The following is a 21,696-nucleotide window of genomic DNA, read 5'->3' as shown; positions in this document are numbered from 1 at the left end:
CGAATTATGTTTTAAGTTGAGATTTTTACGCGAAAATGCCTGTGAAAATTATATTCTTGCAAAATAACTAAACTGATTTTAACAAAATGATAACGAGCCGCTAAGGCGGTTCATGTTGTTAAGTTCAAAAGATTGCAGGAAAAGGGCTCTTTACATCAGGAAACCGCCGCCAACAAGGTCATCTCCTTCATAAAATACAGCTGATTGGCCCGGCGCTATGCCCGATACATTATGATGAAAATCAACTTTCATATGTTCGCCCATCTGAAGAATGGTACTTTGAGCACCGGCGTCCTTGTAGCGTATTTTGGTAATAGCTTCGAGCGGCTCATTTATATTTTCATATTTAATGAGGTTGAGGTTTTTTACCCAGGCTTGTTTGCGTTCAAGCTCGTCGGCGGTGCCTAAAACAACTGTGTTGGTAGCCGGATCGATTTTTGTAACAAACATAGGATGACCTAATGCCACGCCCAAGCCTTTACGCTGGCCAATGGTATAAAAAGGATAACCCTGGTGTTTGCCTACTACGGTGCCGTTGGTAAGTACAAAATTACCCGGACCTATGCGCTCGTCAAGGTCTTCTACTTTATGGCGCAGAAATGAGCGGTAGTCATTATCGGGTACAAAACAGATCTCGTAGCTTTCACTTTTACCGGCAAGCTCTATTTGCTCCATATCAAGCGCCATTTGCCTGATCTCGGGCTTTGAAAAACTACCCAGCGGGAATTTAGTACGTGCAAGGTTTTTTTGAGATACTCCCCACAACACGTACGATTGATCCTTATTGGCATCCTTGCCTTTTGATATCACATAACGGCCATTATCCTGCAAACGGATATTGGCATAGTGACCGGTGGCAATAAATTCACAATCGAGTTTATCAGCACGTTTTAGCAATGCTTCCCATTTAATATGGGTATTGCACAAAACGCATGGGTTAGGGGTGCGGCCGGCTAAATATTCATCAACAAAGTTATCGATCACAAAATCGCCAAACTCATTACGGATATCTAATATATAATGAGGGAAACCGTAACCAACGGCAAGGGCACGCGCATCATTGATGCTATCTAAACTACAACAGCCGGTTTCTTTTGAGCTGCCGCCCGATGAGGCATAGTCCCAGGTTTTCATGGTTAAACCAATAACTTCATAGCCCTGTTCATGCAGCATCACTGCCGCCACCGAACTATCAACCCCGCCGCTCATTGCCACTAATATCCTGCCATGCTTACTCATAATGCTGCAAAGATACCTAATTTGATTTTCATGTTAACACAAGCTTGGTCAGTATAGGGTAAAATGTGTTGAGATAACTATTGCTTTGCATTAATTAATAGTTAATTAATGCTGTATTCCAGTATTTTATATAGATTATATTAAGCAAAAGTGATGATCATATTCAAAACAAATTCGGGATAAATACTGCTCATAAATCCTGATTGCGTCGTCTTTAGTTTTATTGTTTCTTTAATATAAGTTAAAATACCCCAATAGCTATTTCCTTAACATACTATTAATATTGTATAATAATTGATAAAATTTAATCTACTTAGTGTAAAAAGGGCTGATTAAAAAAAGGAATTAAACGCGCGCTCCGGGAGTTCATTTCGTTGTAAAAAGTGTGTTTGTAACAGGTGTAGGTGATACACTAATTTCAACATTAAAAGACATTTGTTGCTAAAATTTTAAATAATAAATGTAGAGTTGACTATTATAAAAACAAGCAACATTATTTATTAAAAATAACGTAAAAGTGATGCTGCCTATTGTAACGGACCTATTACATTATAAATTTGCTATATCCTAATTAATAAAACAATGTTAACTCAATTGACTTTAGAACAAAAATTACAGGGCGTAATTTTAGTGATTATTTGCTTTATTGCAGCAGCCAACTACTTAATAAAGTAACGCTTAACAATACGAATAAACACGTTGAGGTGCTTACTACACAGAGTAAGCACCTTTTTTATGCATATGGTTTTACAGGATGTCTTACGGATTACGTGTTTGTCCGTTGCCTTTAACTATCCACTTGTAACTGGTAAGTTCTTCCAGGCCCATAGGACCGCGGGCATGAAGTTTTTGAGTGCTGATGCCAATCTCGGCGCCAAGACCAAATTGGGCGCCATCAGTGAACGCTGTTGATACGTTTGCATAAACAGCTGCAGCATCCACATCATTTAAAAATTTAGCAATGTTTTCTGCATTTTCAGAGATAATAGCTTCACTATGTTTTGAACTGTTTACAGCGATATATTCTAACGCTTCAGTAAATGAACTTACCGTTTTAATAGCCATTTTCATGGAAAGAAATTCTGTACCAAAGTGTTCCGGACTGGCTTTATGTAAAAGGCCGGCAGGATAGTCGTTTTTTAACGCTGTAAAAGACTGCTCATCGGCAAAGATCTCCACTTCTTTTTCCCTGAGGATCCGCGCCAGTCGCGGCAAGTCGTTTAAGCGGGTCGAGTGGATGAGCAAACAATCTAAGGCGTTACAAACACTTACACGGCGGGTTTTAGCATTGGCAATGATTTCAGCCCCTTTCTCCAGATTGCCCGATTCATCAAAATAAGTATGCACAATACCGGCACCTGTTTCAATAACCGGTACCTTGCTATTATCCCGCACAAAATCAATCAGCGACTGGCTTCCCCTTGGGATGAGCACATCGATATAACCAATAGCTGTCAATAAGGCGGTAGTGGCTTCACGGTCGGCAGGGAGCAGGGTAACTACATTAACATCAACGCCATGCTTTATCAATACCTTATGGATAACGGAGATAATGGCCCGGTTGGAGAAATCGGCATCACTACCACCTTTTAATACACTGATGTTACCCGTTTTAAAGCAAAGAGCAAAAACATCAAAAGTAACATTGGGGCGGGCTTCATATATAACACCAACAACGCCAAGCGGTACGCGTATTTTTGATATCGATAAGCCATTAGGCATTTCGGTAGCCGAAAGTTGTTTTCCAAGCGGACTATCCAATTTTGCGACGCTTATCATATCGCCTGCAATACCTTTTATCCTATCGGCGGTAAGTTTCAGGCGATCATATTTAGGATCAGCCGGATCCATTCGGTCAAGATCTTTCTGGTTTTCGGCCAGGATATATTCGGTTTGAGCTATAGCCTCAGCAGCAACATCCTCCAAAATTCCGTTGATTACGGAAGGGGCGAGGGGGGCTTTGCGGCTTGCTTCACGTGCTTTATCAAAATAGCTGTTATAATTCATGGTGTTTAGCCTTGTAAGTAAAGATAATCATAATGTACCAGTGCCTTTTGGTTTTTTTGGCCTACACGTTCGCGGGCCTTATCGGCACCATATTCGGCAATGCCTAAACCAATAAGCTTATCGGTATCATCTATCAGTTTAATAATATCGCCTTTTTTAAAGTCGGTTATTACCCCCACTATGCCAACCGGCAATAAGCTGGTTGCCTTGTTGGAGATGAGCGCGGCTTTTGCGCCGGCGTTAATGAGTACACTGCCCGTTGCTGATTTTTCGGAATGGGCAATCCACTTCTTTTTGCCTGATGCTGTTTTATTGGGAATGAAGCGGGTATGTGTAACCTGGTTTTCCAAAACATCGGTTAAAATCTGGTCCCGTTTACCATTGGCGATGTGCACCGAAATACCAAGCTGGGCGGTTTTTTGCGCCATGGTTGATTTGGTGATCATGCCACCTCTGCCAAATTGCGAACGTCCCGATGATACAAAGCTTGAAAAATCGAGTTCATTACCGCTAACTTCATCTATTACTGTCGAACCTACTGCTTTGGGATCGCCATTGTAAATACCATCAACGTTGGTGAGGATGATGAGCGCATTAGCGTTTAGCATAGATGCTATAAGGCCTGCCAATTCATCATTATCGGTAAACATAAGCTCGGTTACCGATACCACGTCGTTTTCGTTTACCACAGGGATCACCTCATATTGCAGTAATGCCTCAAGGCAGTTTTTCATATTGAGGTAATGCATCCTGTCCCTGAAATCCTCGCGGGTAACCAAAACCTGCGAACATAATATCTGAAACTGCTCAAACAAATGTGAATAGGTATTGATCAGTTTTACCTGCCCAATAGAGGCCAATACCTGCCGGGCCGCAACAGCATCTGATTTTTCGGCAACCGTAATGAGGCTGCGACCGGATGCTACAGCGCCCGATGAAACCAGTATCACTTCAATGCCTTGCTTTTTTATCGCAGCTATCTGGTCAACCAAATGGGTTATTCGCGGAAGGTCGGGGAGGCCGTTTTCCTGGGTAATAACATTTGAGCCGATTTTGATAACGATGCGTTGATAATTGAAAGCCATTAGTGCAGTACAGATTGAGGCTTCAATATTACAAATTTGGGAGAAATTAGGCCTTGTTTATTTTGAAATATCCAGTAAAGTGATGGATTTTATAGTGAAATGATGCGAAAGTCATCAAAAATTTAAAAAAACAGACAGAAAAGCTTGACAGTTAGTATTAAATTTATATTTTTGTCGACTAATTCTATAGACAATGTATCATTTTAGTGCAATTGCCGCTCTGTCCAAGTTAAAAATGCAGCTCCTAACTGCAATGTGTTGTTGTTGAGCCATAACCTCCATCAACGATAATACACAACCCAAAATCACAATTTTAATTACCACCACCACAAATTACTTCATGAAAATTTTTACAAACTTAGTTAGAATACTTGTGCTCTTCCTGGTACTATTGCCGGGTATAAGTTATGCACAGCTTAACGGCTCATATATATTGAGCGGAAAAGTGAACGACGATCAGGGTAAGCCGCTGATAGGTGCAACCGTATCTATTAAAGGCACAACCAATAAAACATCAACAGATACTACCGGTAAGTTTTCATTAACTACCAGTGCCAAATTGCCCTATACACTTGTTTTTACCGCGATCGGTTATCAGCCGCAGGAGTTTTACATTAAAAATGCCAATAGTGCCGTAAATATCACGCTTACTACGCAATCATTGTTGGTTAATGAGGTGGTAGTAACGGCATCCCGTAAGGAGGAAAAATTGCTTCGCTCGCCCGTAGCTATCGAAAAATTGAGTATCACGGCGTTAAAACAATCGCCTGGCCCAAGTTTTTATGATGCTTTGGAGAACGTTAAGGGCGTACAGATGACAACCACCAGTATCACCCTTAAAGTGCCTAATACCCGTGGCTTCAACAGTCCCAACAACTTCAGGTTTATGCAACTGGTTGATGGCGTTGATATGCAGTCGGCTACATTAGGTGTACCGCTTGGCAATGCCATTGGGCCGACTGAACTGGATATTGCCAGTGTGGAGATCACCCCGGGCGCTGCTGCTGCCCTTTATGGTACTAACGCCATTAACGGCCTGTCAAACCTGTTCACTAAAGATCCATTCAAATACCAAGGCTTAAGCTTTTACCATCGCCAGGGTTTAAACCATGTTGGTAAAGACCGCTTAGGGGCAAGTTCACTTACCGAGGATGCTTTGCGCTATGCCAAAGCTTTTAACGATAAGTTTGCGGTGAAAGTAAACTTTAGCTATATGCAAGGCCAGGACTGGCAATCAGATACCCGCCTTGATCAAAATCCAACTAACCTTAAATCGGCCAACCCTGCTTATCCTGAATTAACAGGTACCAGCAACGCAGCTTATGATGGCTGGAACAAATATGGTGATGACGCGCTCGCAGGTAGTAATACCGTATCAATAAAAGGTATCACGGTTGATGGCAAAGCCCGGCCAAATCTTACCGTAGCCCGTACAGGCTATAACGAAGTCGATCTGGTTGATCCGCATGTGAAAAACTTAAAACTTGATGGTACGCTGGCTTATAAATTATCGCCAAACACCGTCTTGTCGTATACTTATCGCTATGGCAGACTTGACGGCGTGTTTCAGCGCGGTAACAAAATCTCGTTACAAGGCGCAACAGTTCAGAATCATAAAATTGAGTTAAAAGGAAAAGACTTCCTGGTTCGTGGCTACGAATCGATTGAAAACACCGGCAACTCGTTTAACGTGAAACCACTGGCAGATAACCTTGATTTGAACCACGCCAGCAACTCGGCCTGGGCAACTCTATATGGCAATGCTTTAAAAGCTTATAATGGTGGTGTACTTACTTCAGCAAATCTGGCAGCGGCTGAGCAGGCTGCCCGCGCTGCCGCCGATAAAGGTCGTGTAGAGCCAGGTACTCCTGAATTTGATGCTTTGAGGAAAACCATTATAGGCATTAATAACTGGGATATTAAGTCAAGCCTGATCCCTAATGCACCGGTTACAGGTGGTGCGGCCTTGGTTCAGAAAAGCCATATGTATAACGGCGAGGCCCAATGGGATTTAAGCAGTAAAGTTAAATTTGTCGACTTGTTGGTTGGCGCCGATGTACGTGTGTACAGCATTACACCTGATGGTAACAACTTCGTAGATTTTAGCCGCCCAATTGCCGACAGAAACACCCCATTGGCCGATGGTACTTTCGGTAAAGACGTTATCTATAAAAAATACGGTGCATTTACCCAGGTTACCAAAACCTTTTTTGACGAAAAACTGAAAGTATTCGGCTCTATCCGTTGGGACCGCAATCCATACTTTGATCCTAAGTTTACACCGCGTTTAGCTGCTGTTTACACCGTTAATCAAAATCATAACTTCAGGTTTACATTCCAGAATGGTTATCGTTTCCCTTCATTGTTTGAGGCTTTATCATATGTAAATAACGGTCGCGTAAAACGTGTGGGTAGTTTACCATTCATTAACGAAGGCTTGGGGTATCTTGGTAATAGCTATACCCAAACATCGGTAGTGGCATTCAACGCTGCAGTAAACGCTGCAGGCGGCTCAGACCAGGCAGCTTTGGCTAACCGCAACCTGTTAAAAGTAGCGGACCTGCCACCTGCCCGCCCGGAGCAAATTACTTCTTTCGAGGTAGGTTATAAAGGTATCGTAGCCGACAATAAAGTGTTCATCGATATTGACGCTTACACCAACCGTTATGATGGTTTCCTTGGCCAGGTACAAGTTTTTGTGCCAAACGGTGTTACCGTAGGTTCAGACGCAGCTGTATTAGCCATGCTTGACATTAACCGTGATCCCACGACAGGCACATCAAGTAACGCAGCCAGCCAGGGGCAAAGCAGGTACCGCGTTTATACCAATGCTAAAAACATCTATCATAATTATGGTTCTTCGGCAGGTATCACTTACAATTTCTACCAGCACTATACAGTATCAGGTAACGTGAGCTTCAATAAGCTGAAAGCCCAAACAGCTTCAGATATTTTTGTTACAGGCTTCAATACCCCTGAGTGGTCGGGCAATGTATCATTCGGTAACCGTGAAGTGGTTAAAAACTTCGGCTTCAACGTAGTTTATAAGTGGCAGCAGTCATACCTGTGGGAGAGCCCGCTGGTTACCGGCACAGTGCCATCAATTAAAACAGTTGATGCGCAGGTTACTTACCGTGTACCTTCATACTATGCAACCTTTAAATTAGGTGCTACCGATATCTTTAATAAAAGGTATTACCAATACGCCGGCGGGCCAACCATCGGTGGCTTGTATTATGTATCGGTAACACTTGATGGATTATTAGCAGGTAATAATAATAACAAGTAAGCGCTTTTATTACGTTTTATATAGTTTGTAAGGGGATGGGATGTAAAAACTTCATCCCCTTTTTTACCGTTGATTTTTCTGTGATTTTTGTGATTACGCTGATCTTTTTGCGGTAGTATACATTGAAGCCAAAAGGAAAAAATAGTTACCGACGCTAAAAAAACATCAACGAAATCAGCGCAGTCACCAAAATCAGCGGTAAAAAAAGGCCAACTGATTTTTCAACCAATTGACCTACGTATAAAAAAAGCATCTTGAACTTGATCTGCCTGATTAAAGGATTTTCATGATTGGGATTAGCGCAGTTTGTACATTTTTCAAGCTAATTCCTAAATCCTATTCATCATGGTTTTGCTGTCTCATGCAAACCGCATTCTTTTTTCGATTGATCTTCCCACCACCACCGGCCGGCACGGAAGTCTTCGCCTTCGGCTACTGCACGGGTGCATGGCATACAGCCAATACTTGGGAAACCTTTATCGTGTAATGAATTATAAGGGATATTGTATTGTTTGATATAAGCCTTTACTTCATCCAGTGTCCAGCCGAAAATAGGGTGGAACTTAACCAGTTGGTTTTGCTCATCCCATTCCAGGTCATGCATGTCATGACGGTTAACCGATTGATCGGCGCGGATGCCGGTGATCCAAATTTTGTTGCCTTTTAAAGCGCGTTTGAGCGGTTCTATTTTACGGATCCCGCAGCACTCTTTGCGGTTTTCAACCGACTCGTAAAAGCTGTTTGGGCCTTTTTTGCTTACCATTTCTTCCAGCAACTCGTTATTGGGATAGTAAGCATGAATGGGTTTTTGATACCTGTTCATGGTAGCTGACCAAACCGAATAGGTTTCGCGGAAAAGCCTGCCGGTTTCAAGCGTAAATACTTTAATAGGCAGGTTATTGGCAAAGATCATATGACTGATCACCTGGTCTTCCCAACCAAAGCTGGTTGAAAATATAACTTCACCGGGGAAAAGCCCTGCCAGTTTAGTGAGGGCTTCCACGGGGCTAAGTCCGGTGGTTACGCCTTGTATTTGTTGTAATGCAGTGCTCATTTTATATAACCTTAGTAATAAACATTATAATAGAACGGATACTGATGAGGATCACGATTACTGATACCGCCACCATGATAGTTTTCGCAGAGATCTTATTAGAAATCTTAGCTGCGATTGGCGAAGCAAGGGCGCTGCCCAATATAAGTCCGGCTACAGCCTGCCAGTGATCGCTGCTTACCATGGCAATAAAGGTTATTGATCCCATCATTGCCACAAAAAAACGTGAAAGTTTAACGGTGCCTAATGAAAAACGTGGGCTCCGGCCACCGGCTATCAGGGTTGATAGCACGATTGAGCCCCAGCCGCCGCCACCAACGGCGTCGATAAAGCCACCGCCTAAACCCAGCAGCGAAATGCGTTTTACCTTATCGGCCGATTTTTTCTTTTGCGTATTGAATGCCTTCCTGAATATCACTATACCCAATATCAGGGTATAAACCGATACAACAGGTTTGGTGTACATACTGTAATGCTCAAGCGAAGATAGGAGATAAGCACCTGTTACCGCTCCTATTATACCTGGAATAACTAATAACTTAAATAGTTTCCAGTTGATGTTGCCCATGCGATAATGCATCCAACCGGCTATACCGCAACTCATGATCTCGGAAAGGTGTACGCCCATACTGGCCGAGGCCGGAGGGATACCCATAGAAAGAGAGAATGTGGTTGAAGTAACTCCGTATGACATGCCAATGGCCCCGTCAATCATTGCAAATACAAACCCGGCACCTAAAAAGTAATAAAAGATAGGATCGATGCCGGTTACGAAGTGCTTAAAGTTAGGCTCCTTGAAATAAAGCGCCGTAATACCAATAGCCAACGATACAATAATGGTTGACCAGATTAACCAAATGAAATTTTTACGGCTGGCGGCTTTAGGTTCAACCAGTACAGATGTTATACCATTTAATTTTTTTACCTTGTCAGCAAAGTCGCCTTCAAGGGTATTTCTTAGTTCGCTCATTTGCTGCAAAGTGATGTCGAGTTCAGCAGGGAGGCTTTCATTTAATACTTCTTTTAATCGTTTTGCCACAGTAGGTGATTTTCCATTGGTAGATATGGCTAATTTCAGGTCACCCTTTTGCACTATTGATCCCAGGTAAAAATCACATAGCGCAGGCTTATCAGCTACATTGATTAGCAGCTTACGGTCATGGGCGGCATTGCGGATATAGTTATTAAGTTCGCTATCATTAGTAGCAGCGATAACAATATCGGCGTCGTTCAGGTCGTCGTCGGTAAATGATTTTTGTATAATGCGGATGCCCGGATATTGCGATGCAAGTGTGTGTACCTCGGGCAAAAACTCTCGCGAAATAACAGTTACCCTCGCGCTGTTGCTGTTATTAAGTACAGCGGTAAGTTTTTCCAAACCAACATTACCGCCGCCAATAAGCACCGTATGCAGATCATTCAGTTTTAAAAATACTGGAAAAAGCTGGTTACCTTCCTGTTTTTCATCCTGAATGTTAGTTAAACTTTTATCCCCGGGCAACAAAGTCATAAACTTCTTTTATCAGTTGGAATTTTGGATGAAGTGATACTACCTCGCCTAAAACAATAACGGCAGGCGATGAAATCTCACTTTCTTCAACAGTATCAACAATGGTATCCACCGTCGCAACAGCGATCTTCTCGTCTGCAGTAGAACCGCTTTGAATAACGGCTACGGGTAGTTTGTTCTTGCCTTGTAACTTGAATATTTCAGCGATCTCGGCCAGCTTATGAATGCCCATCAATACAACCACGGTAGCATTTGATCGTGACGCATCAATAAGATCGTTCGAGATCTTGCCATTTGCAGTAGTTCCGGTAACCACCCAAAAACTTTCACTTAAACCGCGGTGAGTAACCGGGATCTGCTGCAATTCGGGTACGGCTATCGAGCTGGAAATGCCCGGAATAACAGAAGCGGATATATTGTGTGCCGCGGCAATTATCAACTCTTCATATCCACGACCGAATACAAACGGATCACCACCCTTTAACCTGACTACGTGACCATAGTTTTTGGCATAATCAACCATAAGATTGTTAATAGCTTCCTGCGAAAAGGTGTGATCGCCTGAACGTTTGCCAACGTAAACTTTTGTTGATGTTTCGGGAGCGTATTCAAGCAGTTCTTCATTAACCAACGCATCGTATAAAACAACATCGGCTGTTTTTAAAGCTTTGATGGCTTTCACGGTTATCAGGTCGGCATCGCCGGGACCGGCACCCACCAGGGTAATGCGCGGTTCTTTTATATTTTTATTGCTATCAGTCATTACTGTACAAGCGCCTCTCTCTTATCCTTGCTTCTGCTTAAAAATTCTGTAGCCTGAGCTAAATATGCGGTAGCAAATTCTTGCGAAGGCTCATTTTCATTGAGCTGTAATACCAGGTCGTTAAAGCTCCCGTTCAATTCAAACTCGCCTTTTTCAACGTATTGCGCATCAAACTCGCGGATCACGCCTATTTGTGTACTGCTATTAACACCTTTGTCAAGCAGTAAAGCTTTTGCGGAGCTTACAAACACGTTATAAGCATGATAAATAGCGTCAGCCCAGCGGCCATCAGCATAAGCTTCGTTAGCCCAGCCTAATTTTTCTTCCGATTCAAACAGGAGGGTAGCTACCAGGTCGATGATCACACCGGCGCATTCACCTACGCCTATAGCGGTAACAAATGTTTCCTGGTGCCCCCAGTCAATATATTCGTCATCGGTAAGAGTAGTTAAATCGGCAAGTGGTTTCAGCAAACGGTAAAAATAATCTTTACCCTGTCTGTCATAATATTCATGGTAAGTTTCACCCTCGGGCGAAAACTCTTTATAGTCGTTCAATAACCACCTTAGCACATCGGTAGCACGTTTGGTAGGTACTTTGATCACCCTTTCGGCAGCACGGCCAACGCCATCGCCAACAGTACCTCCACCTAACATTACTTGTACCGATGGTAATACTTTAGCGCCCGCTTTTAGTGAACTGCCATGAAAACCTATATGCGCCAAACCATGCTGACCGCATGAGTTCATACAGCCGCTTATTTTGATTTTGATTTCGCGGTTATAAATAAAGTCCTCGTATTCGTTATAGATCAGGTCCTCGAGTACGCGCGCCATGGTCATGCTGTTGGAGATACCAAGGTTGCAGGTGTCTGTACCCGGGCAGGTAGTAACATCAGCAATGCTATCAAAGCCCGGCGCAGCCAGTTCAAGCTTAGCCAGGCCTTCATATAAAGCAGGCAATGCTTCCTTTTGAACATATTTTAAAAGCAATCCCTGGTTTTGAGTAATGCGGATCTCGTGACCAACCAATGGCTCTAATGTTTTAACCAGTGCACGGGCAGTATCCGATGAGATATCACCTACAGGCACTTTAATATACACGCCGTAAAAACCTTTTTGTTTTTGCTCAAAAACGTTGGTAGCCAGCCATTGCTCATAGCGCAACGGGTTACTGATGGTTACCTCAGGATAGCTGTCAGTTGGTGGTAAAGCCGGGGCATCAATAGCATCCCGGTTGATAGGGTATGATTTTACTTTGTTGGCCGTACGCTCGATTTTGGTTAAACGCAATACCTCGTCTAAACCTAATTTTTGGATAAGGTATTTCATACGGGCTTTGTTGCGGTTATTGCGTTCGCCGTAACGGTCAAAAACACGGATTACTGATTCTATATAAGGGATCAGCTGATCTTCTGGTAAAAATTCTTCAACAATACTGGCTAAAATTGGCTGTGCACCTAAACCGCCGCCAAGCATGATCTTAAACCCACGTTCGCCATTGGCATTTATTTTAGGGATAGCACCGATATCATGAATGTATGAAAACGCTGTGTCCTCATCACTTGACGAGAAAGAGATTTTGAATTTGCGGCCCATTTCCTGGCATATCGGGTTACGCAGAAAATAATCAAACGTAGCATATGCGTAAGGGGAAACGTCAAATGGTTCTTTTGGGTCGATACCTGCAGTAGGAGAGGCTGTAACATTACGCACGGTATTGCCACATGCTTCGCGCAGGGTGATGTCATCCTGTGCAAGCTTAGCCCAAAGCTGGGGTGTACGGTCAAGACTTACATAGTGGATCTGGATGTCCTGGCGGGTGGTAAGGTGGAGATTACTGCTCCCAAACTCGTCAGAAATCTCGGCAATCTTCAATAGTTGCTTAAAGCTAACTTTGCCAAAAGGTAGTTTAATACGTACCATTTGCACACCTGGCTGACGCTGGCCATAAACACCGCGCGCCAAGCGTAAGCTTCTGAATTTTTCATCATGAATTTTACCTTCACGAAAAGCATGGATCTTTTTTTCAAGATCTATAATATCCTTCTCAACAATAGGGTTCTCCAGTTCCGTTCTGAAGCTCTGCATATTCTATGTATTAATTCTTTTATAAAAAAGCCCCTTTGGCTGTGGCTAAAGAGGCATATATGGGTAAATATTACGTTTACAGCCTCGTTTTCTCATTGCACATATAGCAATAAGTCAGCTGGTTAAGACAAGTAATATTAATGCTCTCATGATTCATTTCCCAAATATATATATAGTATACGGAAAAAGTAGCATTTAATTTAAAAAAACTGTGTTATGACAGTTTTATGAAGTTTTAAAATTAAACGCTGATGAGGGTGGTTTCGCGTTTGATGATATCGGCGATGCTGGTTTCGCTTAATATTTTAAGTGTGGCATCTCTTACATCAACAAATACATCCCTTATGCCGCAAGTGCTTTCCTGGTGGCATTCATCGCATTTGTGGTAAAAGTTTAAGCTGGCGCAGGGCACCATGGCAATAGGTCCGTCGGTTATACGCATGATACTTACCAGGAATATTTCTTTGGGATCGCGGTTAAGGCTGTAGCCACCACCTGCTCCTTTTTTGCTGTAAAGAAACCCCGCATTGCGCAGATCAAGCAGTATCTGCTCAAGAAACTTTTTAGGGATTCGTTCAATTTCGGCAATCTTCGAAATTTGCATAGGCGGCTGGTCCATGTTCTTGCCAAGAACCACAAGTGCCTTTATAGCATACTTAGTTTTTTTTGAAAGCATTTTCTAAAATAAAACTCACAAAGGTAAATAAAGATATTCTCTAAATTAACTATTTTTTCGAGTAATATTATAGATTATATAGAAAGGATATTTTATACAGACATTGTTATATAAAAGTTACAACTGATGCCTGTCTGAATGACCGAGGCTTTTACCCGGGTTAACTTTATCACGAACGGCCTGTTTTAACTCTTTGATTTCCGGGAAATGGCCGTCGCGCTTGCGGTCAAACAGTGTTTCTTCATCAACGGTTATCGTATACCTGCCGCTTACTTCACTTGGTTTTAAGGTAACACCATTTACATCATCGGTGAATGTTGTAAGCAGTTCCTGCGCCATGTAAGCGGCGCGCATCATCCAGTTGCATTTTGGGCAATATTCAATTGTTATTGTTGGTTTCATGCGGTTATCGGTTTCTTTTCTACAATAAATCTTTCCTCGGTATGGATACTTAAAACCTTAAGTTCATCGCCTACCGAAATTATGCCGGTATTTTCATGTACCAGGTTTTGCCCAAACATGATCTTATTGTTTTTCATACGGTAAGAAGCCAGGGTTTTTAGAGGCTCCTTAGCTTTCACGGCTGTTTGCTGATCGATGGTGGTTAACACACAACGTGCGCAAAGTTTTGCCCCGTAGAAGGTTATCCCTGCTATTGTTATCTGGTTCATCAGGTCCTCGCTATAAGCATCACCGCCGGTAAAAACTATATTGGGACGAAAGCGGTTCATTGGCAAAGGCAATGACATACGTTTGTTAAGGTCATTAAGCGAAGCCTGCCCAATAAGCAGGAAAGGATAGGCATCTGCAAATGAAGTGATCATGCCGGGTTTGGCGTAGCGCTGGTCAACTTCGCGTTCACTGTCATCGGGCATGTAAACGAGGCGGCATTTCATATTGAGTGCTTCGCTGAACCATTCGTCGAATTCTTCGCTTACATATTGTCCAAAACAGGTGTCTTCCCAAACTGCAAACTGTTGCAAAGGTTTTCTTTCGCAATTAAACGGAATTAATAACGACCCACTTGACTGATGATGTACTGTTATCCCATCCGATTGGATTGATGCCTTCAATAAGGCCATTTGCGGAAACTCCCGCTGGGTTATAAAGTGCCCGTGTTCATTAACCAGCATCCAACGCCTGTCGTGTTGTAAACCGCGACGGGTAACCTCCGCATTTTGTACCGCAACGCCGCCCAATGATTTAATAGGGTAGATGTATAATTCGCTTACTTGTAGCATGGGGTAAAAATAAATAAAAGAACCATGATTTTCAGGATTAGAGGATTTCATGATGGCTGAATAAAACTTATTATCAAGGTAATCCATCAATCCCATAAATCATGGTTCACACTTTTCTTCACAATCGATTGCTATATCGATTTTTAATTAATATAATTGTTTTATCCAATCTCAAAACCAATTTATAAACTATGCCATTAAGTAATATAAACGGCAAGGCTAAGGCTAATAATACCTATGATGCCATTGTAGTAGGGTCTGGCATCAGCGGTGGCTGGGCAGCAAAAGAGTTATCCGAACTTGGCTTGAAAACCATTATGCTTGAACGGGGGCGAAACTTTGAGCACATTAAAGATTATAAAACTGCTAATCAGGACCCCTGGGACCGACATCATGCCGGAAAGCCAACGCAAGCCCAACGTAAACAACGCCCCGTAATTTCACGTAATTGGGGAGCTTCCGAACCTATTATGGATTACTGGACCGACGAGCAAGCCGCTCCGTATACCGAGATCAAACCCTTTAACTGGTGGCGTTCATATCAGCTTGGCGGTCGCTCCATTTTATGGGGAAGGCAAAGCTATCGCTGGAGCGATTTTGATTTTGAAGCAAATGCTAAGGACGGCTGGGCTATTGATTGGCCTATCCGCTATAAAGATCTTGCGCCATGGTATGATCATGTAGAGAAATTTGCAGGTATAAGCGGCTCATTGGAAGGCTTACCACAACTGCCCGACGGTCATTATTTGCCCCCGATGGATATGAATTGGGTGGAAAAAGATGTCGCTGCCCGCATCAAGAAAAATTACAACGGCACCAGGCATATGATCATTGGTCGCTCGGCCAATTTAACTGCTGCTATTCCGGGACGTACGGCTTGCCAGTTCAGGAACAGGTGCTGGGAGGGTTGCCCTTTTGGTGGATACTTCAGCACGCAATCTTCAACATTGCCAGCGGCTTTGGCTACAGGCAATCTAACCGTGAGGCCATATTCTATCGTCACTAAAATATTGTATGATAAAGATACTAAAAAGGCCAGAGGGGTGGAAGTGCTTGATGCCGAAACCAACCAAACTTATGAGTATTATTCAAAGATCGTTTTTGTAAACGCCTCTGCTTTGAACAGCGCCTGGGTATTGATGAATTCGGCTACCGAAATTTGGCCTGATGGTTTGGGCAGCAGCAGCGGAGAGTTAGGCCATAACATTATGGATCATCATTACAATCTCGGCGCAAGCGGATTGGTTGAAGGTTTTGAAGATAAATATTATTACGGTCGCCGGGCTAATGGTATTTATGTTGTGCGTTTTGCCAACCTGTTTGGTGATAAACGCGATTACCTGCGTGGTTTCGGTTACCAGGGCGCGGCAAGCCGTATGGGATGGAGCCGAGAAATTGCTGAATTGAACATTGGAGCCGACTATAAAGACGCACTTACAGAGCCAGGTCCGTGGACTATAGGCTTAAGCGGTTTTGGTGAATTGCTGCCTTATCACGAAAATAAAATTACCCTTGATAAAACCCGCAAGGACAAATGGGGGTTGCCTATTTTAGCGATGGATGCTGAGATCAAAGAAAACGAAAAGAAAATGCGCTTTGATATCGTAAAGGAAGCCAAAGCGATGCTTGAAAGTGCCGGTGTAAAAAACATTGAAACCCATGACCGCGGCCACAATGTTGGCGATGGAATTCACGAAATGGGTACTGCAAGGATGGGACGTGACCCTAAAACTTCGGTACTTAATGGAAACAACCAGGTCTGGGATGCCAAAAACGTCTTCGTTACCGATGGTGCAGCTATGACCTCATCAGCGTGTCAAAACCCATCATTAACGTACATGGCAATGACGGCCCGCGCCGCTCATTTTGCTGTAGATGAATTGAAGAAAGGGAATTTATAATTTATCCAACACATCATCCCGAATTTATTTCGGGATCCCACATGCTAAGTATGCGCCATACTTGTCGGCTACTTGGCATGTGGGGTGCTGAAACAAGTTCAGCATGACGTTCATTTTTAATCTGATAACCAATAACAATCAACTATGAAAAAACTACTTACCATTTGCCTTTTAATAGGCGCACTAATAAGCCAGGTACTTGCTAAAGATAAGGTACTGATATTTTGTAAAACCGCGGGATTCCCTCATAAATCAATAGCGGTAGGCGTAACTGCAATAATTAAACTGGGGCAGGAAAATAATTTTGATACAGACAGTACCACTGATGCCGCGAGGTTTACGGTAGATAATTTAAAACAATATAAGGCGGTAATATTTTTAAACACCACCGGCGATGTTTTAAATGATGCCCAACAAACTGCATTTGAGCAATATATTAAGGCCGGCGGCGGTTTTGTTGGTGTTCATTCCGCAACTGACACCGAGTATGAGTGGCCATGGTATGGTAAACTGGTAGGGGCTTATTTCAAAAGTCATCCAAAACAACAGGAAGCAACATTACATGTGGTCGACTGTAATTTTATTGCCACTAAACATCTGCCCGAAACCTGGAAGCGATGGGACGAATGGTATAACTATAAATGGATAGGTGATGATCTGCACGTACTGATCAAAATAGATGAGAAAAGCTACACCGGCGGCGAAAACGGTGATAATCACCCAATGGCATGGTATCATAACTTCGATGGCGGCAGGGCCTTTTATACCGAATTAGGTCATACTGATGAATCATATGCTGATCCATTATATTTGAACCATCTGTTAGGTGGTATTAAATATGCAATGGGTTGGAAGAAGTAGTTTGAACCGGGATTTGGGGGTATTTTTTGGATTTCCCGAATAACATGCAATAGAGAGGGCTCACGATAATTCGTGAGCCCTCTCTATTTAACTAAGAAAATCCATAATCCCCCAAATCTCGTTTCAAAACTTACGCATGTTGTATCGCTTCAACGAGTGCCTTATTGTGCTTATATCTGAATACGAAAGGGAAAACAATGGCTATTACAAGAGCATACCCGGCAAACGTAAGCCAGATCCCGTGCCAGTCTTTGCTACCGCCGGGCAGCAGAAAGAAGTGATCGATAATAAGTCCGCTTGCGATGCTTCCGAAAAAAGCCCCGAAACCGTTTACCATCATCATAAACAAGCCCTGTGCGCTCGCCCTGATGTTGGGAGTGGCCTGGGTTTCGACGAAAAGTGAACCAGATATATTGAAGAAATCGAAGGCCATACCGTAAACAATGCATGATAAAACAATCATCCATAAACCACCTGCCGGATCGCCAAAGGCAAAAAGGCCAAAACGCAGCACCCAGGCCAGCATGCTGAACAGCATTACATACTTAATACCAAACTTACGCAGAAAGAACGGGATCAGTAAAATGAAAAACGTTTCAGAAAACTGGGAAATAGACATGATAATGGCCGGGTATTTTACGCCGACCGAATCTTTATAAATGGCTATATTTTTAAAGTCTTGTATAAAGGTATCACCGTACGCATTGGTAAGTTGCAGTGCTGCGCCCAAAAGCATCGAAAATGCAAAGAAAATAGCAAACTTTGGATCTTTGAATAGTTTAAAGGCATTTAGCCCCAATGAATCAACAAACGATTTGTTATTTGCTTTGGCCGAAAGTGGCGGGCATTTAGGAAGACTAAAAGAATAAATGCCAAGTGCAAGAGCTACGGCCGATGCAATATAAAACTGGTTGGGAGAGGTTTCGTTATGTGTGAGGCTCACTGTCCATAATGCGGCTATAAACCCGATAGTTCCCCAAATCCTGATAGGGGGATAATCTTTAACTACATCTTTGTTGTTACTTTTTAACGCCGAATATGCCACTGTTATTGATAATGAAAGGGTTGGCATATAAAAGATCATGTTGATCAGCATTACCCAGAAAAAGGCGGAAGGACTGGTAATTAAAGGCAAGGTAAATAAGGATGCCGCCCCTAAAATATGCATGATACCGTAAAGCTTTTCAGCATTGATAAACCTATCGGCTATGATACCGGTAAGGGCAGGCATAAATATTGCCGAAATACCCATGGTACTGAAGATTGCCCCAAATTGTGCGCCCGACCAATGTTTATCCTGGAACCAGTATGCACCAATGGTAAGCAACCAGGCACCCCAGATAAAAAATTGCATAAAATTCATCAGTATTAAGCGGAACTTAATATTCATATGGTACCGGGTTTAAATAATTTTAGTCAGTGTTAAATTAAAAGCGGAAAGTAGTGAAATAAATGTAAATCAGAAAGCTACAAGTGTAGAAATTACGATTGTTAAACAGAAATCCGGGGTTGGATTTCTGTTTAATATTATTATTTGTGATAAATTATCTTTTGGCAAATCCGAAATCGAAAATCCGAAATCCTCAGGATGCTTTACGCTTGTTCAGTTCATCACGGATCTTTGCCGCTTTTTCGTATGATTCTTCGGCGAGGGCTTCCTGAAGTTTGGTTTTGAGCTCTTCAGTACTGATGGAAGCATAGCCACTTACGGATGCACTAACCGATTTCTCCTCAGGTGCTTCATTGATATTCTCTAAATACACAAAGTCATTACCTTCGATAACGATACCCGCTGTTGAAAGGATAAATTCATAAGTGAAGATAGGACAGTCAAAGCGTACAGCTACTGCAATAGCGTCAGAAGTGCGGGCATCTATTTCTACAGAACGCTTTCCGTCGCTGCAAACCAATTTGGCATAAAATATCCCATCAACCAGGTTGTAGATAATTACTTCCTGAACTTCAATCTGGTAAGCCTGAGCGAAACTTTTAAACAGATCGTGCGTAAGCGGGCGGCTTGGGGTCATTTTTTCTATTTCGATAGCGATAGCCTGAGCTTCAAAGCTTCCGATGATAATAGGTAAGCGACGACGACCGCTAACTTCACCCAAAACAAGTGCATAGGCGCCCGATTGAGTTTGACTGTATGATAAGCCGACAATATCAAGCTTTATTTTTTTCATGTTATTCCCCATCACACCTGTATTTATGCTGAAGCTTTATATTCTTTAACGGCTGCAATTAATTTAGGGAGTACTTCAAACGCGTCGCCCACAATTCCGTAATCTGCCACCTTAAAAAACGGTGCTTCCGGATCTTTGTTTATGACTACAATAACTTTTGACGAACTTACCCCAGCCAGGTGTTGAATTGCACCTGAAATACCGACTGCAATATACAAATTTGGACTGACAGCTATACCGGTTTGTCCAACGTGTTCGCTATGTGGCCTCCAGCCAGCATCTGATACAGGTTTTGAACATGCAGTAGCTGCGCCTAAAAGTTCGGCAAGTTCTTCTATCATGCCCCAGTTTTCGGGGCCTTTTAAACCGCGACCGCCCGAAACAACGATTTCAGCATCAGGCAATGAAACTTTATCCGTTGAACGAACGATTTCTTTAATCATCGCCTTAAAGTCTGAAGCTTTAGTTTCAACACTAAAGTCCTCAACCTGGGCAGTACCGCCAGTTTCAACAACTTTATAAGAGTTGGGTACAAGCGCAATAACTTTTATGGCGGAGGTAAGCTCGACAGTTGCGAAAGCTTTACCTGAAAATGCTGTCTTTTTTACTTTAAACGAGCCGCCTGTCTGTTCAGGTAAAGCAACCGCTCCGTCGGCAACACCGGCTTCCAGTTTAATACCTATACGGGGCGCTAAACCACGGCCCGAAAAGGTGTTTGATAATACCACAACTGCAGAACCTTCTTTTTTGGCCGCCTCGGCTATGACAGATGCGTAGGCCTGGTTTACAAATTCCTTCAATTTATCTCCTGATACATTAAGCACTTTATTTGCACCGTATTTACTTAATAAAGCTAATTCGGTGGCGTCAACGTTGCCTATTGAAACAGCGGTAAGAGAAGTATTATTTTGATCGGCAATGGCGCGGGCATAAGAAACGGCTTCAAAAACTGATTTCTTGAATTTGCCCCCCGTATTTTCCGCATATATTAAAACTGACATATTTATCTGTTAATGATTTAGATCATAATTTATATAACACGCGCTTCGGTATGCAGCAGCTCAACCAGTTTAGCAGTATCATCAGCAGGTATAAGCTTCACCTGGCCGCGTGGAGCAGGTGTTTCATAACTAATGATCTCCGAAAATGTTTTTATCTCAACCGGTTCAACAACTGTAAGTGGCTTGGTTCGGGCAGACATAATGCCGCGCATATTGGGTATTTTGGGTTCGGCCACACCTTCGGCCGTACCGGCTACAAAAGGATAGGGAATAGTTAAAACCTCTTTACCACCTTCAATCTCGCGCTCAACGGTTGCCTCTGTGTCAGCGGCATCTAATTTTTTAATGATGGATACCGATGGCAGATCAAGCAGTTCGCCAAGCATACCGGCAACTTTTGATCCATTATAATCAATAGATTCACGACCTGTCAGGATCAGATCAAAAGGATTTGATTTTACATATTGCGCAATCTGATATGCTACATACCAGGCATCGTGCGGTTTAGCGTTTATTCGTATCGCATCGGTAGCGCCAATGGCCAGAGCTTTACGTATAGTGGCTTCTGTATTTGCTTCCCCAACATTTATTACAGTTACTGTACCTTTACCGCCGTCGGTTAGTTCAATGGCGCGGGCAAGTGCAATTTCATCATAAGGGTTAAGTATAAACTGAACCCCGTTTGTATTAAATTGCGTGTTATTATTAGTAAAAGTTATTTTTGTGGTGGTATCAGGAACATTACTTACACATACCAGAATCTTCATATCAATAGGTTTTTGCAAATTTAGTTAAA

At 42.6% G+C, this 21,696-nt stretch carries 17 protein-coding genes; 3 read left to right on the top strand and 14 right to left on the bottom strand.

Annotation, left to right across the window (positions count from 1 at the left end; translation table 11 throughout):
* Positions 1 to 150: 150 nt before the first annotated feature.
* From mnmA to proB, 3 genes are all read right to left on the bottom strand, one after another.
* Positions 151 to 1,239: a tRNA 2-thiouridine(34) synthase MnmA gene (gene mnmA, locus ACEN82_RS12860; RefSeq protein WP_413317272.1), complete on the bottom strand. Its 1,089-nt coding sequence runs from the start codon at positions 1,237 to 1,239 to the stop codon at positions 151 to 153.
* A gap of 759 nt (positions 1,240 to 1,998) precedes the next feature.
* Positions 1,999 to 3,246, bottom strand: a complete 1,248-nt coding sequence (locus ACEN82_RS12855) for a glutamate-5-semialdehyde dehydrogenase (RefSeq protein ID WP_413317270.1) — start codon at positions 3,244 to 3,246, stop codon at positions 1,999 to 2,001.
* Positions 3,247 to 3,251: 5 nt separating this feature from the next.
* Entirely contained in the window at positions 3,252 to 4,331 is a 1,080-nt protein-coding gene (gene proB / locus ACEN82_RS12850) for a glutamate 5-kinase (protein ID WP_413317268.1), read from the bottom strand.
* 340 nt (positions 4,332 to 4,671) lie between these two features.
* Here proB and ACEN82_RS12845 point away from each other — a divergent pair, with 340 nt between their 5' ends.
* Positions 4,672 to 7,620 carry a TonB-dependent receptor gene (locus tag ACEN82_RS12845; protein WP_413317266.1) on the top strand — a complete coding sequence of 983 codons (2,949 nt, stop codon included), beginning with the start codon at positions 4,672 to 4,674 and terminating at the stop codon, positions 7,618 to 7,620.
* Positions 7,621 to 7,963: 343 nt separating this feature from the next.
* On the opposite strand, the gene ACEN82_RS12840 is transcribed toward ACEN82_RS12845, so the two are convergent.
* The 7 genes from ACEN82_RS12840 to ACEN82_RS12810 form a co-directional block, all read right to left on the bottom strand.
* Positions 7,964 to 8,674, bottom strand: coding sequence for a phosphoadenylyl-sulfate reductase (locus tag ACEN82_RS12840; protein ID WP_413317264.1), 711 nt, complete (start codon positions 8,672 to 8,674; stop codon positions 7,964 to 7,966).
* A gap of 1 nt (position 8,675) precedes the next feature.
* Positions 8,676 to 10,184 (bottom strand): TSUP family transporter, encoded by a 1,509-nt coding sequence (locus ACEN82_RS12835; protein WP_413317262.1) that lies wholly within the window; start codon positions 10,182 to 10,184, stop codon positions 8,676 to 8,678.
* A complete protein-coding gene (gene cobA, locus ACEN82_RS12830; RefSeq protein ID WP_413317260.1) occupies positions 10,162 to 10,947 on the bottom strand; it encodes a uroporphyrinogen-III C-methyltransferase in 786 nt (261 codons plus the stop codon). Before cobA ends, ACEN82_RS12835 begins: the two co-directional genes overlap by 23 nt.
* Positions 10,947 to 13,037: a ferredoxin-like domain-containing protein gene (locus tag ACEN82_RS12825; RefSeq protein WP_413317258.1), complete on the bottom strand. Its 2,091-nt coding sequence runs from the start codon at positions 13,035 to 13,037 to the stop codon at positions 10,947 to 10,949. The genes cobA and ACEN82_RS12825 overlap by 1 nt, the downstream gene beginning before the upstream one ends.
* A gap of 241 nt (positions 13,038 to 13,278) precedes the next feature.
* Positions 13,279 to 13,713 carry an RrF2 family transcriptional regulator gene (locus tag ACEN82_RS12820; protein WP_090525408.1) on the bottom strand — a complete coding sequence of 145 codons (435 nt, stop codon included), beginning with the start codon at positions 13,711 to 13,713 and terminating at the stop codon, positions 13,279 to 13,281.
* 117 nt (positions 13,714 to 13,830) lie between these two features.
* Positions 13,831 to 14,115, bottom strand: coding sequence for an Rdx family protein (locus tag ACEN82_RS12815; protein WP_413323074.1), 285 nt, complete (start codon positions 14,113 to 14,115; stop codon positions 13,831 to 13,833).
* Positions 14,112 to 14,954: an MOSC domain-containing protein gene (locus ACEN82_RS12810; RefSeq protein ID WP_413323073.1), complete on the bottom strand. Its 843-nt coding sequence runs from the start codon at positions 14,952 to 14,954 to the stop codon at positions 14,112 to 14,114. The genes ACEN82_RS12815 and ACEN82_RS12810 overlap by 4 nt, the downstream gene beginning before the upstream one ends.
* Before the next feature lie 191 nt (positions 14,955 to 15,145).
* On the opposite strand from ACEN82_RS12810, the gene ACEN82_RS12805 reads away from it, so the two are divergent.
* On the top strand, positions 15,146 to 16,855 hold the full coding sequence (locus ACEN82_RS12805; RefSeq protein WP_413323072.1) for a GMC oxidoreductase: 1,710 nt from the start codon (positions 15,146 to 15,148) through the stop codon (positions 16,853 to 16,855).
* Between the two features lie 144 nt (positions 16,856 to 16,999).
* Positions 17,000 to 17,716: a ThuA domain-containing protein gene (locus ACEN82_RS12800; protein WP_413323071.1), complete on the top strand. Its 717-nt coding sequence runs from the start codon at positions 17,000 to 17,002 to the stop codon at positions 17,714 to 17,716.
* A gap of 130 nt (positions 17,717 to 17,846) precedes the next feature.
* On the opposite strand, the gene ACEN82_RS12795 is transcribed toward ACEN82_RS12800, so the two are convergent.
* From ACEN82_RS12795 to ACEN82_RS12780, 4 genes are all read right to left on the bottom strand, one after another.
* Positions 17,847 to 19,106, bottom strand: coding sequence for a nucleoside permease (locus tag ACEN82_RS12795; protein WP_413323070.1), 1,260 nt, complete (start codon positions 19,104 to 19,106; stop codon positions 17,847 to 17,849).
* Between the two features lie 193 nt (positions 19,107 to 19,299).
* Positions 19,300 to 19,899: a bifunctional nuclease family protein gene (locus ACEN82_RS12790; protein ID WP_090526212.1), complete on the bottom strand. Its 600-nt coding sequence runs from the start codon at positions 19,897 to 19,899 to the stop codon at positions 19,300 to 19,302.
* Between the two features lie 23 nt (positions 19,900 to 19,922).
* Positions 19,923 to 20,900: an electron transfer flavoprotein subunit alpha/FixB family protein gene (locus ACEN82_RS12785; RefSeq protein WP_413323069.1), complete on the bottom strand. Its 978-nt coding sequence runs from the start codon at positions 20,898 to 20,900 to the stop codon at positions 19,923 to 19,925.
* A 29-nt stretch (positions 20,901 to 20,929) separates the two neighbouring features.
* The gene (locus ACEN82_RS12780; protein ID WP_413323068.1) at positions 20,930 to 21,667 is read right to left on the bottom strand and encodes an electron transfer flavoprotein subunit beta/FixA family protein; all 738 of its coding nucleotides are present in this window, start codon (positions 21,665 to 21,667) and stop codon (positions 20,930 to 20,932) included.
* Positions 21,668 to 21,696: the final 29 nt, after the last annotated feature.

The sequence above is a fragment of the Mucilaginibacter sp. Mucisp73 genome, from assembly GCF_059491465.1.
This window is presented reverse-complemented; position numbering and strand designations above follow the sequence as displayed.

What these genes read in the sequence shown, in the direction of transcription:
- ACEN82_RS12800 (WP_413323071.1), top strand. Translation starts at nt 17,000, where the DNA reads ATGAAAAAACTACTTACCATTTGCCTTTTAATAGGCGCACTAATAAGC.
- ACEN82_RS12790 (WP_090526212.1), bottom strand. Translation starts at nt 19,899, where the DNA reads ATGAAAAAAATAAAGCTTGATATTGTCGGCTTATCATACAGTCAAACT.
- ACEN82_RS12815 (WP_413323074.1), bottom strand. Translation starts at nt 14,115, where the DNA reads ATGAAACCAACAATAACAATTGAATATTGCCCAAAATGCAACTGGATG.
- ACEN82_RS12785 (WP_413323069.1), bottom strand. Translation starts at nt 20,900, where the DNA reads ATGTCAGTTTTAATATATGCGGAAAATACGGGGGGCAAATTCAAGAAA.
- ACEN82_RS12805 (WP_413323072.1), top strand. Translation starts at nt 15,146, where the DNA reads ATGCCATTAAGTAATATAAACGGCAAGGCTAAGGCTAATAATACCTAT.
- ACEN82_RS12840 (WP_413317264.1), bottom strand. Translation starts at nt 8,674, where the DNA reads ATGAGCACTGCATTACAACAAATACAAGGCGTAACCACCGGACTTAGC.
- proB (WP_413317268.1), bottom strand. Translation starts at nt 4,331, where the DNA reads ATGGCTTTCAATTATCAACGCATCGTTATCAAAATCGGCTCAAATGTT.
- ACEN82_RS12855 (WP_413317270.1), bottom strand. Translation starts at nt 3,246, where the DNA reads ATGAATTATAACAGCTATTTTGATAAAGCACGTGAAGCAAGCCGCAAA.
- ACEN82_RS12820 (WP_090525408.1), bottom strand. Translation starts at nt 13,713, where the DNA reads ATGCTTTCAAAAAAAACTAAGTATGCTATAAAGGCACTTGTGGTTCTT.
- ACEN82_RS12810 (WP_413323073.1), bottom strand. Translation starts at nt 14,954, where the DNA reads ATGCTACAAGTAAGCGAATTATACATCTACCCTATTAAATCATTGGGC.
- ACEN82_RS12795 (WP_413323070.1), bottom strand. Translation starts at nt 19,106, where the DNA reads ATGAATATTAAGTTCCGCTTAATACTGATGAATTTTATGCAATTTTTT.
- ACEN82_RS12835 (WP_413317262.1), bottom strand. Translation starts at nt 10,184, where the DNA reads ATGACTTTGTTGCCCGGGGATAAAAGTTTAACTAACATTCAGGATGAA.
- ACEN82_RS12845 (WP_413317266.1), top strand. Translation starts at nt 4,672, where the DNA reads ATGAAAATTTTTACAAACTTAGTTAGAATACTTGTGCTCTTCCTGGTA.
- cobA (WP_413317260.1), bottom strand. Translation starts at nt 10,947, where the DNA reads ATGACTGATAGCAATAAAAATATAAAAGAACCGCGCATTACCCTGGTG.
- mnmA (WP_413317272.1), bottom strand. Translation starts at nt 1,239, where the DNA reads ATGAGTAAGCATGGCAGGATATTAGTGGCAATGAGCGGCGGGGTTGAT.
- ACEN82_RS12825 (WP_413317258.1), bottom strand. Translation starts at nt 13,037, where the DNA reads ATGCAGAGCTTCAGAACGGAACTGGAGAACCCTATTGTTGAGAAGGAT.
- ACEN82_RS12780 (WP_413323068.1), bottom strand. Translation starts at nt 21,667, where the DNA reads ATGAAGATTCTGGTATGTGTAAGTAATGTTCCTGATACCACCACAAAA.